Below are 16,815 nucleotides of genomic sequence, written 5' to 3' on the forward strand. Positions count from 1 at the left end.
CTTCTTGTACCTCGAACGTTAAGGGGTCACGCCAGTGAGACATCCTTGAGGAATGCCTCGACGCGTGGGTTCTGGCCGCTGCGCAAAAATTCAGGCGTGTCATCACAGACCACACGCCCCTTCTCCATAAATACGATTCGATCGGAGACCTTGAACGCGAAATTCATTTCGTGGGTGACGATCACCATCGTGATGCCTTCCTGGGCCAGAGCTTCAATGACCTGTAGCACTTCGTTGACTTTTTCCGGATCAAGGGCCGAGGTGGGCTCGTCGAACAGCATGATTTGCGGACGCATCATCAGCGCACGGGCGATGGCCACGCGTTGCTGTTGGCCGCCGGAAAGCTGATGCGGATATTTCCAGGCATGGTCGAGCATGCCCACCTTGTGTAGCAGCGCATAGGCCTGTTGCTTGAGCTCATCAGTACGACCGAGGCGGTGGTAACGCGGAGCCATCAGCAGGTTGTCGAGCACGCTCAGGTGCGGAAACAGATTGAAACTCTGAAACACCATGCCGATTTTCAGACGATGCTCTGAGTGCTCAATGTATTGAGGTTTTTGCACACCAACTTTATTCAAGTGAATGAACGGCTGGTCGTTAATCTTGATCTCACCGTTGTCCAGCTCTTCAAGGCCGTTGAGCAAGCGGATCAGTGTGGTTTTACCGGATCCGGAAGGCCCTATCACCGACACCACTTCACCCGGCTGGATCTGCAGGTTGACCGCCCCCAGCACTTCAATGTCGTTGTAGGCTTTGTGAAGCCGGGTGGCGTTCAGCGCCGGGGCCTCTGCCTCGATGTTCGACGAGCGTTGCAACGCAGTACGCTGTTGCGTTGCAAGGGCTAGCACCTGCGCATCGGGAATCCGAGACACATTGCGCTGATTGACGTCGAGAAAGCGCTCCAGGCGTTTTAACAGGAAGTCGAACACGGTGACGATAAGTACGTAGTAGAACGCCACCGCCGCCATGGTCTCGATGACCAGGAAATTTTGCGAATACAGCCGCTGACCAACCATCAGAATCTCGGTGAGTGAGATCACCGACACCAGTGAAGTGAGCTTGACGATGGAGATGTATTCGTTGGCCAGCGACGGCAGCGCCACCCGCAGCGCTTGGGGAATCACCACGCGCCACTGGGTACCGAAAAACTTTAACCCCAGCGCCCTCGCCGCTTCGCCCTGTCCTTTCGGGATCGAAAGCAAACCACCGCGATGAATCTCGGCGACATACGCGGTTTCGCAGATAACCAGAGCCAACAGGCCTGACCAGAACGGATCCGCCAGAAACGTCGAGGTGGAGGGAAACGCCTGGGGCAAGTTGTAGATAAAGATCAGCAACACCAGCAGCGGAAGACTACGGAACAACCATATGTAACCGCGGGCCGGCTTGCTGAGCAGCCCGTGCTTGGATTGCTTGGCGAGTGCTAGCAGAAAGCCCAAGGCAATGCTCAAGACCCAAGTCAAGGTACTCAGCTTGATCACTGTCCATGTCGCACGCCAAAACTCGGCATCGCCGAGCAAACCAAACATGTAGTTCCAGTCGAATGTCATCGTCGCTGTGCCCTGCAAAAAAAAGGAATGGCCTATCAAACGTGGAACGTTGATCTGCATCGATGGGTTGAGAGTCGTGTGGAGAGGCACGTGTGGTCAATTCGTAAAAGCCGGCCTATTGAGTAGGGAGAACCTACGCAGCCTCAACTGCCCCTCGATAAACTGTGGACGTTGAAAACGGGCGCGCCTCGAAATGGGGCGCGACTGAATTCTCAGTGCTGCGTGCTACATTCCAGTGCAAAAACATCATGCCTCCGGTTTGTATTGGAGGACGTTTGTTGTGACGAGGGAACTTGCTACGTCAGGCTACGAAGCCGCCCCAGTTTTTTGGGAGCGCTTATCGCTGCAGCGGGGGCAAGTTCCATCGACTCATCAGGCTCGGGCCTTCCGTCGCGCACCGCATGAGGGTCGAAAAAACTTGGTGGGGCCATGCCGGGAATGTATTGGTCGGACACGAACATGCGGCAACGCTCGGCAAACACCGAAACCACACGGGACAGCTGGGTGTTACTCGCCGTGGCGTAACCTAACCTCATGGGCCGGTGAGAACCCGCCAGACGTAGTCGGATCACGCGTTTCCCATCCTGGGACACGTTGGATTTTGGTCGGGCATTCGCGAAGGAATAGCCAACGCCATTGCCCACCATGGCACGCACCGTCTCAAGGTTGGTGGAACGCATGATGATGTTGGGCGTGGTACCCGCATACATAAATAGACTGAGGAAATAGTCACGGCTCCAAGGCGTGTCGAGCAGCACCATTGGGTAGGCTTCAAGATCTTGCATACTGACCGCGGACAAGCCCGCCAACGGGTGATACTCGCCCACCATCACATACGGAGGAAGGTGCGCCAAGGGTTGAAAGTCGATATCTGGGCTGGTCACCAGGTCATAGGTCAGGGCGATATCCAGCTCGCCACTGCGCAGTTTTTCCAATAGTTCCTCGTGATTGCCTTCTGTCTGGGTAAGCCGAACCCCGGGAAACGCCCTCCCAAAACCAAACACCAGTTCGGGGGTGATCATCGCCGCCAGCGACTCCAGGCACCCGACCCGCAGCGGCCCGCGTACAGCGTTCAGCGATTCCGAGGCAATGGTGTAGAGATTGGTCATCTGCTCGAGAATCAGCTTGGCCTCTTGCATCACCTGGCGCCCGACGGCTGTCAGGGAAATGCCCTGGGCGTGATGCCGAATAAATAACTGAATTCCCAACTCCGCCTCCATGTGGGTAATCGCCGCCGAAATGGAGGGTGACGACACATGAATGCGTTCAGCGGCTGCACTGATGCTGCCGGCCTCCCCCGACGCGACAAAATATTCCAGTTGGCGCTGAGTAATACGACTGAGCATGATGCCTCCACCTCTACAATGACATACGAACACAGCACTGCATGGTTCGTGCCGGGTTAATGCGCGGACACACCCCCAGCCAATACAGTGGAAGGCTTCGGTTTTTCCTAAGCACTACCTGAGAAAATGCTGGTTTCGTCAGGCAAAGGGCGATGTGAAGCTGGTTGCATCCCGCTTCTGACGAGTCGCTCGCCATGCCCACTCACCACCGTATCCGCATGTTCAATACCAAGCAGACCTACCCTAACCAGGCTCTGGACAACGACCTGTGCCAAGCCGTACGCGCCGGCAACACCATTTATGTACGCGGCCAAATTGGCACTGATTTCGACGGTAACTTGGTCGGCCTCGGCGACCCACGCGCCCAAGCTGAACAGGCGATGAAAAACGTCAAGCAACTGCTTGAGGAGGCGGGCTCCGACCTGTCACATATCGTCAAGACAACCACCTACCTGATCGACCCACGTTACCGCGAGCCGGTGTACCAGGAGGTCGGGAAATGGCTTAAGGGCGTGTTCCCGATCTCCACCGGCCTGGTGATATCCGGGCTGGGTCAGCCGGAATGGTTGATGGAGATCGATGTAATCGCCGTTGTTCCTGATGACTGGAGAACTGCGCAATGATGAGTGAAGTGATTGCCCGTGAGCCTGGCGGGCCGGAGGTACTGCAGATGGTGCAGCGTCCGGTGCCGATACCGCAGGCGGGAGAAGTACTGATACGTGTCGCGGCCTGTGGTGCGCAACCTCGCCGTCATGGCAATAGGTGGGCGTCACGTCAGTTTGTCATTCCTGCAAGGGGCGAAGATTGAGTTGGACTTGCAGGTATTGATGCGCAAAAGCCAGAGCCTCACCTCGTCAACCTTGCGCCCCAAGAGTAACGCCGAAAAAGCCCGGCTCGCGGTGTGCATCCGCTCCCGCGTATTGCCCTGGTTAGCGTCCGGCCTGGTAACTCCACAGATTCATGCGCGGTTACCACTCAGTCAGGCGGCCGAGGCCCATCACCTCCTGGAAGCCAACGCTAACGTCGGCAAAGTCATGCTAACCGTCGCTGAATAATCTGGAGCGCCCCATGTCCCACACCGTGTTTTTCCTGAACGGGCCCAATGCCAACCTCTACGGGCTGGACAAGAGCGGTATCTACGGCTGCCAAGGCTTCGCCAGTATCGAAGCGAGATGCCAATGCCTCGCTCTTGAGCTCGGACTGACCCTCGACTTCCGCCAGAGCAATCATGAAGGCGCGCTTGTGGACTGGATTCAGGAGGCGCGACTGAGCGCCGACGCCATTGTGATCAACGCCGCAGGGCTGACATACACCTCGGTGCCGATCCTCGATGCGCTGCTGACCTTCGAAGGCCCGATCGTCGAAGTGCATATAAGCAACATCTGGAGGCGAGAAAGCTTTCGGCATCAATCCTATGTGTCCAAGGCCGCCACCGGTGTCATCGCTGGGTTGGGGGCGCTGGGCTATCAACTAGCACTGACGGCAGTGGCCGAATTGCTGGTTCAAAACGCGTAATTACTTTTCAGGAATCTCCTATGTCAGTGGAAAAAATCAACACCGTCGTAGTCGGCGCAGGCCAAGCGGGCGTCGCCATGAGTGAGCATCTTGCCCTTATGGGCGTACCGCACATTGTGCTGGAGCGAAACCGCATTGCTGAGCGCTGGCGTTCGGAGCGCTGGGATTCACTGGTCGCCAACGGCCCGGCTTGGCATGACCGGTTTCCCGGGTTGAAATTCGATGGCATTTCCCCCGAGAGCTTTCCACCGAAGGAGCGTATGGCTGACTACTTCGAAGCGTATGTCGACAAGTTAAAAGCACCTGTGCGCACGGGTGTAGAAGTGCAGCAAGTGGAGCGTCATGCAGGGCGCCCCGGGTTTAAGGTAACCACCTCCGCCGGCGTCATCGATGCTGCTAATGTGGTAGCTGCGACGGGCCCCTTCCAACGTCCTTCCATTCCGAACATCGTCCCTGCAACCGCCAAGGTTCAACAACTTCATTCCTCAGCCTACAAGAATCCTGCTCAATTAGCCGAAGGTGCTGTACTGGTCGTAGGCGCTGGCGCGTCCGGCTCGCAAATTGCTGAAGAACTGCGAAAGGCAGGCAAGACCGTATATCTCTCAGTCGGTGAGCACTATCGCCCTCCCCGAGCCTATCGCGGCCGCGACTACTGCTGGTGGCTCGGCGCGTTGGGCCTGTGGGATGAAGTCAAAATTCAGCCCAAGAAAAAGCATGTAGCCTTTGCAGTCAGTGGCTACGAGGGCGGTAAGACAGTCGACTTTCGCCGCCTAGCTCAAATGGGCATCACCCTAGTGGGCGTTACCAAGAACTGGCACGAAGGCGTGATGACCTTTGAACCAGGCTTGGCCGCCAACGTGGCTGAAGGTGACCGCGCCTACTTTGATGTGTTGCGTGAGGCGGATGCTTATATTGAACAGAACGGACTGCCGTTTCCTAGAGAACCTGAAGCCTGGAAACTCCTACCAGACCCGACATGTTTGACAAACCCGACCCTGACCCTAGATCTGGCTGAAGCTGGCGTCACCACTATCCTATGGGCCACCGGGTTTCTTTTTGATTTCAGTTGGTTGAAGGTGAATGCTTTTGATGACAAAGGCGAGCCGTTTCATAAACGCGGTATCTCGGCGCAGAGCGGGATTTACTTTTTAGGTTTGCCGAACCTAGTGAATCGTGCGTCGTCGTTTATCTATGGGGTTTGGCATGATGCGAAGTATTTAGCGGATCATATCGTGTTGCAGAATGAGTACATGGCGTATAGCAAGCCTTCAGACATTGAGTGAATGGCTGAAATCGCCTATTTTCCGCCCCTTTCTCCGCGGTATTTACACCATCAGAACCGGATGAAGCGGGCAGCTCTTGCTAGGATAACGACGGTCTGCATCGACCGTCGCTATAGATGGTCAGACGTCCGCCTGTTCCTCTATTTCCTGGCCATTAGAGATCTCCAGTAATCGAGCACCGCATGGTGATGGTAGGGAATCCGCCACGGGCCGGGATTAAGGTACGGCGTGTAGCTGCCCACAGGTGTTGCGCGTGAGCCTGGTTACCCGCGTCACTTTCACTAAATTACTTGAATCAATCATGGCAGGCTGTGGAGAACGGTATCGCAACACCAGTACCCGGACATTCATCTGTGCGACATCTACCCAGCGGTCGTGGATACCCCTGGATTTCGCGATGCCGGTAATTGCACCGGTCATGCACTTAAGCCACCGCCACTCCTCTATGATCCTCATTTCGTTGCCCAGGCAATGGTCGCCTGTGCGCTACGTCCAAGGCCCGCTTAGCACATTTCCTGACGCCGGGTTTCTCCCGATTATCAGGGTGGCTGACTCGACTGGGCTTGGAACAAAGTGCAAATTCGGCGATATCGTCCGGCAACCTGTTCGAGCTGCCAACCGGCCAACGTCGAGTCGAAGGTGGCTGGCGCAATGCTGAGAATAAGCCTTCCTTGCTGGTTGCGGTATGCACGTCGGTGTTGCTAGCTGGATGCCTATACGCGATCAATCGTCGTGGGCCGCCAGTGCGTTATCGTTAACAAGTTCACTTTAAGCGTTGCCGGTCTTTACACTACCTGCACTGTTACGCGTGCGAACGAGTTTATTGGGAGGGCTCGCGTTGACGCGGTATGAGTGCATTGTTGGCATCTCTGTTGGATCGATAGGTCGTCAGTTCGGTTGGAGGCTTGGTGTTCTCATCTGACAGACGCGCGTCATCACATCGCAATGCAGGGAATGAAAAATATATATAGCTCGCCAAAAGCTATACAGAAATCTAGAATTGTAAAAACTGTGTCGAACTTTTGATTGCCATGTCTCCTTCGGAAAGACTTATCGCCTGGCACGAAACCTGGAGCCTTTCGCGGGCTATCCTCACTTGCAAGTCATGTCTGGCGACGCAATCTGAACTCGATAGGGAAAACGATTTCCCCCATCACTCCACCTGTTCGAAATCGGCTTTTTCGAGGACGCGTCCCTGGGACGAACTCGATGCAATTCAACATGCCCTCCCCCCTTATAAATGATCAATGTAGTGGTCAACTAATCCCGGACACGACGTTGAGTTTTTCTTCGGCACGAGCTGGCGCCAATCGGCTTCCTGGCCTCCCATGGTTCATCGCAGCGACGCCGGAGTACGTGCGCTCGCGCCACGAGCGTAAAAAGGTCGAAATGTTGTTTGCCCATCTCAAACGCATCCTGAAACTGGATCGTTTGCGACTACGTGGCATGAGCGATGCGACCGATGAGTTCACGCTGGCCGCTGCGGTGCAGAACCTGCGACGGCTGGCCAAATTTACCTCTCAAGGTCCACTGGTCACGGGATAGGTGCGCCTGTATTAAGCAAAAAACCTCAAATTAATCCACTAATTGAGCAGCAAAGATCAACGAAGAGCCGAAAAACCACTCGATGTGGTGAGTAGGTTCTGCGGTGGTGATCGTGCGTGAGCTCAGGCAAGCGGAAAATCCGACTTTTTTAAACAGAATCGGCCAGAAGCAATGGGATGGACTCCTCCTCACTTCGGCATCTTGAGTGCCAGACTGAAAGTGCGAACCACAGTCAACGGTGAGAAGGAGTCCACACATGAAGCTTATGCGAATTGGGGTCGACCTGGCCAAGAACGTGTTTCAGATCCACGGCGTGGATTGTCATGAGCTACCCGTCTGGCGGCAGCGTTTATCGCGCGATCGCTGGCTGCAAACGGTGCTGGAAAAGATCGAACCCGGCTGTGAGATCGGCATGGAAAGTTGCGGTGGTGCGCACCATTGGGCGCGGCAACTCCAAGCACGCGGATTTCGGGTGAAGCTGATCGCGCCGCAGTTCGTCAAACCGTACGTCAAGAGCAACAAGAACGACGCCAACGATGCCGAGGCGATCTGCGAAGCCATGAGCCGCCCCAGCATGCGCTTCGTCGCCGTCAAGACCATCGAACAACAGGATATCCAGGCGACGCATCGCATCCGGGCCGGCTTAATCGAACAGCGCACGGCCAAAGCCAATCAGATTCGTGGGCTGATCGCCGAGTACGGCCTCGTTGCGCCGAAGGAATTACTGATGCTGCGTCGCGCAATACCTTGCTGGCTGGAAGATGCAGATAACGGTTTGACGGCACGCTTTCGTCGTCTGCTGAATGGCTTGTGGGACGACCTACGCGCACTTGACGAGCGCGTGAGCGAACTCAATGGCGAGATATCTGCAATCGCGGCAAGTGAACCAACGGCCGTCCGCTTGCAGCAGTTACGCGGTGTAGGCCCAATGATCGCTACCGCGCTCATCGCCGCTATCGGTGATGCCCGCCAGTTTGCCAATGGCCGACAACTGGCGGCCTCACTAGGGCTGACACCCAGACAACACAGTTCTGGCGGAAAGGACCGATTACTTGGCATCAGCAAACGAGGAGATGCCTATTTGCGAACGTTGATGGTCCATGGTGCTCGATCGGCACTACGCACGGCCAAATCCAAAAATGACCGGCTCAGCCAGTGGGCCGTCCGTTTGGCCGAGCGATCACATCCCAATGTGGCCGCTATCGCGCTGGCCAACAAAACTGCACGCATGGCTTGGGCGATGCTGCGCAACGACACTGATTACCAACCTGACAAGGCCGCAGCCTGATCCACGAACCTATTACGCCAACGAGTAAAAAACTGCCTACCACGATTGCGAAGCAACCCGAACGATGGCAAACCGGTCGAACCGGCGTCGGCAAACCCCTCAAGTGTCCAGGTGCGCGAAGCACGTAGAAGCGATTGGGAGCCGGCGCGCGAATAGCCCATCATGGCCCTGCATCGAAACGATGCTGTATCCAGAGGCCGAATATACGTGTGCAGTCGGCACGGGCGCCAAAGCGAAGGAAGCTTCCCAACGAGGAGGAGTCCATATACGGACGCTTCCGGCCGTTGTACTGTTCGCGCCTAAGGACACCAAGGATTATTCACTCACCAATTGGATTACCGTCTTGCCCTTGCCGCGGCCCTCCGCGACCTGGCGAAATGCCTCGTTGACTTCTGGCAGCTCAAAGTGCTGTTGATCCACTCGGATCGTCAGTTGACCGGCATTGGCCAACGCGGCGGCCTCGCGCAGGATAGCGCCGTGGTGTTCGCGTCCTTTGCCGGTGAGCAACGGCGCCAGGGTGAATACACCCGAGTAGGTTGCACTTTTAAACGACAACGGCGCCAGGCTGTGCTGCCCCCAACCCAGGCAGCTCAGCACGTGCCCGGTATAAGGCTTCACGGCCTTGAATGACGCATCCAGCGTGCTGCCGCCTACGGTGTCGTAGACGATGTCGAAACCTTCACCCGCCGTATAGTGCTCGACATAGTCCTCTACGCTCTGTGCCTGATAGTCGATGGCCGTAGCCCCCAGCGAGCGAATGAAGTCGAGACTCGCCGCCGAACCGGTGGCGTAGACGTCGGCACCGCGAGCCTTGGCCAGTTGCACAGCCACCTGGCCGACCCCACCTGCGCCGCCATGAATCAGCACACGCTGACCGGCACGGACATTGGCACGATCTACCAAACCTTCCCATGCGGTAATGAACACCAAAGGCAATGCAGCCGCCTCACGCATGTCGAGAGTGTGCGGCTTGGTAGCGATCAGCCGGGCATCCACGGCAATGTATTCGGCCATAGTGCCTTGGGCACCACCGATCCCGCCGGGCATGCCGAAGACTTCCTGGCCTACGGTGAAACCCTCGACCGCTTCGCCCAGTTCGACGACCGTACCGGCGAGGTCAAGGCCGAGCACTGCCGGCAGGGCTTGGCGGGCGTGAGCCCCCGCGCCGGCAGCGATTTTGGTGTCGAGTGGATTGACCCCTGCGGCGTTAACCCTGACCAGTACCTGGCCCTGACCGGGGACAGGGCGATCGATTTGGCGGACAGCCAGAGGGGCCTGAGCGGATTCGGCGACAGCGGCGAGCATGGTGTGATTCATGACGGGTACCTCTGATTGAGTTGACACCTACAGATTGCCGCGCTTTCCTCATTCCGATAAGAAACTAAATGGACATATGACTTATTCCACAAAGAGACCTAAACGACGATGGACTTGTTCGACAGCATGCACATTTTTGTACGCGTCGTGGAGCGCGGGTCGTTTTCTGCAGTTGCTCGCGAGCTGAACATGGGCCAGCCGGCAGTAAGCAAGCAGGTGCGCGCTCTGGAGCAGTATCTGGGCGGGCCATTGTTCGTCCGCAGCACCCGGTTCCTGGCCCTGACCGACCAAGGGCAACGCTTCTACAGCCACTGCCAGGAAATTCTCGGCCACCTCGAAACCGCCACGCGCAGCTTCACCAGCGGTCAGGAGCAGATCGCCGGCCCTCTGCGAGTCGCCGCCCCGGTCAGCTATGGGAGATTGTGCATAGCACCGCTAATAGGGCCTTTCCTGCAGCGCCATCCAGATGTCCGGATTGACCTGCGGCTGAGCGATCACAACGAAGACCTGCTCAAGGAAAATATAGACCTGGCTATCCGGATCGGCGTGGTGAAGAGCGAGGGATTGGTGGCAGTGCCACTGGGTACCAGCACGCGGCGGGTCTATGCCGCGCCCAGCTATCTGGATCGACACGGCCTGCCACGCGAGCCCCATGAGCTGACAGGCCACAACTGCATCGGTTTCACATTGCTGGAGCATTACGACATTTGGCATTTCACGCACATTGCGCAAGAGCTCGATGTAGCCATCAAAGGTAACGTCACCAGCAATAGCAGCGAGGCCATCCGTGAAATGGTTCTCTGCGGCTTGGGTATTTCCCTTTCTCCAGAATGGCTGTTCGCAGCTGACGTCGAACAGGGCAACGTTCGTATCGTGCTCGACGATTATCAGACCACCGCACTGCCTGTGAGCGCTGTGATCAGTCGTGAGCGGCGACGTTCAGCGCGGACGATGGCACTCATCGATTTTCTGCGCGAGCACTTATCGTAAAACCGCCTCGTGATCCACCGTCAGCTATAGGCCACCAGGCGTATGTCGAGCGTCAGCTTTGCCCGCAGAAAATACCGATGTGCTCTTTGTACAACGGCTGATAGGCCAGGGTCGGCAATGGCCGACTGAAATAGGAGATTGCCAGATTCAGTTGCCCGTCGATGACCGCCAGCTCCAGCTCGGTCGGCGAGTTGGCCTTTGACGTAGTTGTGCCATCGTTACCCGGCTAAGGCTGCTCCCCTGCCCCGACCAGAATCGGCACCAGCTCGAAGCAGATCGCAGGTCTGTGGGCATCGTTGATGGGGGAACTGGGCTACAACCGATTTGGAGCCCAAGGAGGAGATATTGGTGCCGGCGTGTCGATGTGGCTCGCTCGTAACCACGGCCCCCATTTAATCGCTGCCCATCTCAACTACATCCCGGGAAGCTTCAGGCCTCCTTTGGAGGTAGGCCAAAGCGTTATGAGTCAGGAAGAACAGGACTTCCAAAATCGAAGCTCTCAGCAACGCAGCAGGGGTGAACGTGTGTTCGATGTCCAGCGTTGGGAGCCTATGGCGCGGAGAGGTCATTTCGCAGCATTGGAGCAGCCCGAAATTCTTGCTGATGAGATCCGACAATTCTTTAGGCCTCTGCGCAGCCAGGTAATCGCAACGGCTAGCCACCGCGCAATTGCCCGCACATCCCGCGTAGATTTCACTCGTCGAACTGTCTTTGCATGGTAGAGAATTTGATGAGCATCCTTTCCAAATTCACACCTCAATTTTTGAGATCAACCAGGTCGAGAAATACCGTGTTGGCGCAGTTTGCGATAAAGCGTATTTCGGCTAATCCCCAGGCGCGCGGCAACACGAGCGATATGCCAGTGTTCAGCCTCAATCAATGTCACCAGCGTCTGCCGTTCGCAGACGCCTAGCGGATTTTCGGCCAACGCGGCTGTCGCTGGCGCTGCCGGCAGTAACTCTGCCAAGTCGTCCAGGGTGACACGCCCCTCCAACGCCAACGCCACCAGCGTGCGCAGGCACGTACGCAGCTGCCGGACATTGCCCGGCCACGGTTGCTTGAGCAAGCGCTCCCTGACGCCCGCCTCCAGTCGAATCCTTGTACCTTTTGTTTCTTCGCGCAGCAGGAGGTCGAGCAAACTGCCTTTGTCTGATCGTTCGCGCAATGGCGGGAGATTCACGGTGAACCCGGCAATGCGATAAAAAAGATCTTCACGAAAGCGCCCATCGGCGACACAGGCATGCAGATTCTGGTGGCTGGCACTGACAAGGCGTACGTCGAGGGGACGTGCCGTCGCGCCGCCTAGCGGCACCACCTGGCGTTCTTCCAGCACACGCAGCAGGCGAGTCTGTAACGCCAGTGGCATATCGGCGATTTCATCGAGAAACAGAATGCCGCCATGGGCCTGCTCGAGCTTGCCGATCATCCCGTCCTTGCGTGCGCCGGTGAAGCTGCCACCGCGATAGCCGAACAGCTCGCTCTCGATCAGCGTTTCTGGAATGGCCGCGCAATTGATCGCCACAAACGGCTGGCTCGCTCTGGCGCTGGCACGATGCAGCGCCGCCGCAAAAGCTTCTTTGCCGGTACCGGTTTCGCCCTGTAGAAACACCGGAACGTCACGCTCCAGAACACGTAATGCGCGAGCAAAACCGCGTTGCAGGCGCGGGTCTTCCAGGCACACGTGCATGTCGTTGATGATGGGCGTTGCGGGAATGGCCAAGGGTGCCTGGTGCGCGGGCTCTCGCAGCTGTCCGTAGAGCAGGCGCCCGTCCACCAGGCGCATTGGCCAACAGACACTCGGCTGGGCGCTGGCCTGACTCATCACCTGGTCGATAGGTGTTTCCAGCAGCATCGTCAGGGATTGCCCAACCACGTGGTCACGGCTGAGGCCCAGCAGATCCAGCGCAGCCTGATTGATTGAACAGATACGGGCACTCTCGTCGAAACTGAGCAGGCCTTCACCCAGCAGCCCAACGAAACCCGCCTCAGCGTGGAAGCGCAGCAGGTATCGCTGCGGATCATGCCCCAGGAAAAAACAGTTCTCGATCAACTTGGCTGACAGGTTGGTCAATGCCATGGCCTGGAAGTGTTGCTGGAGGCTGTGGTCATCCCTCACCGAAGAGAGGTTGAGCACGGCCAGTAACTCTCCACTCGCATCGAATATCGGGCTGGCCGAACAGGTCAGACCGACATGCTTGCCACGGAAATGCTCATCGCGACGGATGGTTACGTGCTGTCGTTCGACCAGGCAGGTGCCGACACCGTTGGTGCCTTCACAATCTTCACTCCATACCGAACCGAGCCACAGCCCGGAACGCTGGAACTCCGCGCGTTCGGATTCGTTGAACACACTGTCGATCGCCACACCGCGAGCATCGGTGAGTAGCACCACGTGGCCGTCACGACCGAGTTGTTGGTGCAAGTTGCCCATCTGCCAATGCGCGACAGCGATGATGTGTTCCAGTGGCGCGCGGTGATCCTGCAAGCGTGGATGCTCAACTACATTAGGCGCGCGGCGGCTGGCAGGATCGAGCTGATACTGATCCAGGCATCGGCGCCAGGATCGTGTGATGGCCAGGTCAGCCGTAGGGCCGTGGCTGGCGATAGTGCCCTGCACGGCTTGTAGCACTTGTTGTGCATGGGCGTTGATCAAGGCCGGCTTCATTGTTCTTGTTCTCCGGTACGGTCAGGACACGGGTCTGTTTGCAGCTTATATGAAAAGACTGCAGCGAGCGCTTTTTGTACCGAGTGACACTCTGTCACCCGCCATTCCCGGATTCGTGACATAGATCTGAGCCAGAGTCTGCGCAGTACTGCGTCAGCCGCTCTGCAACAAGGCTTTCAGGAAGATGGCCCGGGCTTTGCTCCAGGACGAGTTGTTACAAAAACAACAAGAACGGGAGAAGCCCCATGAACATCGCTATCGAAACACCTCTGCAAACGCCCACTGATCAGCTCGCGGCCTGGGTCGAAAACCTCGGCGAGCGTCTCGCCCAACGTGATTTGGATGGCACGCTGCAATTGTTTGCCGACGAGTGTCACTGGCGTGACCTGTTACTGTTCAGCTGGAACCTGGTGACCCTGGAAGGCAAGCCTGCCATCGGCGACATGCTCGAAACACGCCTCGAACAGACTCGTCCTGAGCGATGGAAACTCGAAGGTGAGGCGAAGCTGGATAACGGTGTGCTCGAAGGCTGGATCAGCCTGGAAACCGACGCCGCGCGAGGTAAAGGCTATGTGCGCCTGAAGGACGGTCTGTGCTGGACGTTGCTGACGACCATGCGTGAACTCAAAGGCTTTGAAGAGCCCAGCGGCCGCCGTCGTCCGATGGGTGCCAGTCATGGTCACGCCCATGCCGACAAACGCAATTGGCTGGAACGCCGTCGTGATGAAGAAGCTTCGCTAGGCATCACCACTCAACCTTACTGTCTGATTGTCGGCGGCGGCCAGGGTGGGCTGGGGCTCGCTGCGCGGCTCAAGCGAATGGGCGTGCCAACCCTGATCGTCGACAAGGCTGAACGGCCTGGCGATCAGTGGCGCGGTCGCTACAAGTCGCTGTGCCTGCACGACCCTGTCTGGTACGACCACATGCCTTACCTGCCCTTCCCCGATCACTGGCCGGTCTTCACCCCGAAAGACCAGATTGGCGACTGGCTGGAGATGTACACCAAAGTCATGGAGCTCAATTATTGGCCGCGTACTGAATGCGTGAGCGCCAGCTTTGACGAGCAAAGTGGCACCTGGAACGTTGAAGTGCAGCGCGATGGCGAGCGTGTGACTTTACAGCCTGCCCAGTTGATCCTCGCCACCGGCATGTCTGGCGTACCCAATGTGCCTGTTTATCCGGGGGCCGAGGTTTTCAAAGGCCAGCAGCATCATTCCAGCCGTCATCCCGGGGGAGACGCTTGGAGCGGTAAACGCGCGGTGGTTATCGGTGCGAACAATTCCGCTCACGATATCTGCGCCGACCTGGTGGAGAACGGCGCCGAGGTGACCATGGTGCAACGTTCCAGCACTCACATCGTGCGTTCCGACAGCTTGATGGACCTGGTCTTCGGCGGGCTCTACTCTGAAGACGCCCTGGAGACGGGTTTGACCACGGACAAGGCTGACATGCTGTTCGCCTCGATCCCCTACAAGGTGATGCCAAGCTTTCATCAACCCATCTTTGAAGCGATCAAGGAGCGTGACAAGGACTTCTACGAGCGCTTGGCTAAGGCCGGCTTCATGCTCGATTTCGGTGACGACGAGTCTGGCCTGTTCATGAAGTACGTACGCCGTGGTTCTGGTTACTACATCGACGTCGGCGCCTCAGAACTGATCGCTAACGGCACCATCAAGCTCAAGAGCGCACCTGGCCTGGGTGTCGAACGCATCGAAGCGGATGCCGTCTTGCTCAACGATGGCAGCCGACTGCCGGCAGACCTGATCGTCTACGCCACGGGCTATGGCTCAATGAATGGTTGGGCGGCGAAGCTGATTTCCCAGGAAGTCGCTGACAAGGTCGGTCGCTGCTGGGGCCTGGGTTCTGGAACCACGAATGACCCTGGCCCCAACGAGGGCGAACTGCGCAACATGTGGAAGCCAACCCAGCAGGAAAACCTCTGGTTCCACGGTGGCAACCTGCACCAGTCACGGCATTATTCGCTGTATCTGGCGCTGCAGTTGAAAGCGCGTTTCGAAGGCATCAACACATCCGTCTACGGCCTTGCCAAGAGTCACCACACTGGCTGAGTCAAATGGCGCCCAACCGTGGTTGGGCGCCATCCTGGCCCTCTCGTTCTCAATCTAACGCCATCGAGTCGTGCGTATAATGCGTTTCCTTTCAATTGCTTAAGCTGTCCAATGAAAAAACTGCTTTCCATCGTAGCGCTGTTGCTCTCGGTCATTACCCCCGCCTTTTCCAGCCCTCCATCGACCTTTTCCGAAGCCAAGGTCATCGCAAAACAGAAGATCTACCTCGACCAGGCGAACAGCCCCATGGGCGAGCTGTATTGCGGCTGCAAATGGACGTGGGTAGGTAAATCGGGGGGCCGTATCGATGCCGAGTCATGCGGTCTCAAGGCCAGGAAACAAGAGAATCGCGCGGAACGGACTGAGTGGGAACACATCGTTCCAGCCTGGACGTTCGGTAACCAACGCCAATGCTGGAAGAACGGGGGGCGCGAGCACTGTGTGGACGATGACCCTGTGTTTCGAGCCATGGAGGCAGACCTGTTCAACCTCTACCCATCTGTTGGGGAGGTGAACGGCGACCGTAGTAATTTCAACTACGGAATGGCCTCCGGGGTAGCGCCGCAGTATGGACAATGCAAGACGCGGGTTGATTTCGACCAACGTGCTGCGGAGCCGCGCGACGAGGTCAAAGGGCTGGTCGCCAGAACAACCTTCTACATGTTCGACCGATACAAACTGAACATGTCACGTCAGCAGCAACAGCTACTGATGGCCTGGGACAAGCAGTACCCGGTTTCGTCTTGGGAAAAGGAACGGGATCGACGCATTGCAGCAATCATGGGGCACTCCAATCCATTTGTAACTGGCGAGCGCCATTGGTCGCAAGGATACAAGGCTGTTGGTGATGGGGTGGTGAGCGCCGTTCCAGTCAAACCTGCGCGGGCACCCAGCCAGCCAACCCTGGCGAGCGCAGCCGGAGGGGGTTCGATCATGGGTAACCGCAAAAGTCAGGTCTACCACCTGTCGATAGGCTGCCCTGGGTATGGTCAGGTGTCTGAAAAAAACCAGATCGCCTTCACCTCGGAATCCGAGGCCCAGGCTGCAGGATATCGAAAGGCAGGCAACTGCAAATAGTTGCTGCCTGTTGAAAGTCGGTCTCGCGAAAACGGGGCCGATACCTGACGGTACTCCACCGTGTGACTACCCGCCCCCACACTGGTCGAGGCACAATGCCGTGCGGGTATCGTCGGTCACGCTGCTGCGAAACTCCTCGTGCTCATGGTCAAACGGCTGCGCGGTATCAG

At 57.3% G+C, this 16,815-nt stretch carries 11 protein-coding genes and 3 pseudogenes; 9 read left to right on the plus strand and 5 right to left on the minus strand.

Translation table 11 applies throughout. The annotated features are described in order from the left end of the window. Positions 1-26: 26 nt before the first annotated feature. A complete protein-coding gene (locus ACIO0C_RS03255) occupies positions 27-1,550 on the minus strand; it encodes an amino acid ABC transporter permease/ATP-binding protein (RefSeq protein WP_401307721.1) in 1,524 nt (507 codons plus the stop codon). A 392-nt stretch (positions 1,551-1,942) separates the two neighbouring features. Next, positions 1,943-2,896: pseudogene (locus tag ACIO0C_RS03260) on the minus strand (LysR family transcriptional regulator); the annotation flags it as partial. A gap of 194 nt (positions 2,897-3,090) precedes the next feature. Between ACIO0C_RS03260 and ACIO0C_RS03265 the strand changes: the two are divergent. The 6 genes and pseudogenes from ACIO0C_RS03265 (at position 3,091) to ACIO0C_RS03290 (ending at position 8,527) form a co-directional block, all read left to right on the plus strand. Then, a complete protein-coding gene (locus ACIO0C_RS03265; protein ID WP_401307724.1) occupies positions 3,091-3,519 on the plus strand; it encodes a RidA family protein in 429 nt (142 codons plus the stop codon). Positions 3,520-3,615: 96 nt separating this feature from the next. Then, positions 3,616-3,951, plus strand: coding sequence for a zinc-binding dehydrogenase (locus ACIO0C_RS03270; protein ID WP_401307727.1), 336 nt, complete (start codon positions 3,616-3,618; stop codon positions 3,949-3,951). Positions 3,952-3,964: 13 nt separating this feature from the next. Further along, on the plus strand, positions 3,965-4,411 hold the full coding sequence (locus tag ACIO0C_RS03275; protein ID WP_401307730.1) for a type II 3-dehydroquinate dehydratase: 447 nt from the start codon (positions 3,965-3,967) through the stop codon (positions 4,409-4,411). A 20-nt stretch (positions 4,412-4,431) separates the two neighbouring features. Beyond that, entirely contained in the window at positions 4,432-5,694 is a 1,263-nt protein-coding gene (locus ACIO0C_RS03280; protein WP_401307733.1) for a flavin-containing monooxygenase, read from the plus strand. Between the two features lie 1,335 nt (positions 5,695-7,029). After that, positions 7,030-7,239, plus strand: a pseudogene (locus ACIO0C_RS03285) (transposase); the annotation flags it as partial. A 256-nt stretch (positions 7,240-7,495) separates the two neighbouring features. Continuing rightward, positions 7,496-8,527, plus strand: a complete 1,032-nt coding sequence (locus ACIO0C_RS03290; RefSeq protein ID WP_401307735.1) for an IS110 family transposase — start codon at positions 7,496-7,498, stop codon at positions 8,525-8,527. Between the two features lie 315 nt (positions 8,528-8,842). Here the strand turns inward: ACIO0C_RS03290 and ACIO0C_RS03295 are convergent, their stop codons facing one another. Beyond that, a complete protein-coding gene (locus ACIO0C_RS03295; protein ID WP_401307738.1) occupies positions 8,843-9,844 on the minus strand; it encodes a zinc-dependent alcohol dehydrogenase family protein in 1,002 nt (333 codons plus the stop codon). Positions 9,845-9,952: 108 nt separating this feature from the next. Here ACIO0C_RS03295 and ACIO0C_RS03300 point away from each other — a divergent pair, with 108 nt between their 5' ends. Next, entirely contained in the window at positions 9,953-10,834 is an 882-nt protein-coding gene (locus tag ACIO0C_RS03300; protein WP_401307741.1) for a LysR family transcriptional regulator, read from the plus strand. A 61-nt stretch (positions 10,835-10,895) separates the two neighbouring features. On the opposite strand, the pseudogene ACIO0C_RS03305 reads toward ACIO0C_RS03300, so the two are convergent. After that, positions 10,896-11,027: pseudogene (locus ACIO0C_RS03305) on the minus strand (LysR family transcriptional regulator); the annotation flags it as partial. Between the two features lie 576 nt (positions 11,028-11,603). Next, on the minus strand, positions 11,604-13,499 hold the full coding sequence (locus ACIO0C_RS03310) for a sigma-54-dependent Fis family transcriptional regulator (RefSeq protein ID WP_401307744.1): 1,896 nt from the start codon (positions 13,497-13,499) through the stop codon (positions 11,604-11,606). Between the two features lie 245 nt (positions 13,500-13,744). Here ACIO0C_RS03310 and ACIO0C_RS03315 point away from each other — a divergent pair, with 245 nt between their 5' ends. Together ACIO0C_RS03315 and ACIO0C_RS03320 are read left to right on the plus strand one after the other, a co-directional pair. Then, positions 13,745-15,568 (plus strand): NAD(P)-binding domain-containing protein, encoded by a 1,824-nt coding sequence (locus ACIO0C_RS03315; protein ID WP_401307747.1) that lies wholly within the window; start codon positions 13,745-13,747, stop codon positions 15,566-15,568. 111 nt (positions 15,569-15,679) lie between these two features. Next, positions 15,680-16,645 carry an endonuclease gene (locus ACIO0C_RS03320; protein ID WP_401307750.1) on the plus strand — a complete coding sequence of 322 codons (966 nt, stop codon included), beginning with the start codon at positions 15,680-15,682 and terminating at the stop codon, positions 16,643-16,645. Positions 16,646-16,815 lie beyond the last annotated feature (170 nt).

This window comes from Pseudomonas sp. NPDC087336 (genome assembly GCF_044744285.1).
GTDB lineage: Bacteria > Pseudomonadota > Gammaproteobacteria > Pseudomonadales > Pseudomonadaceae > Aquipseudomonas.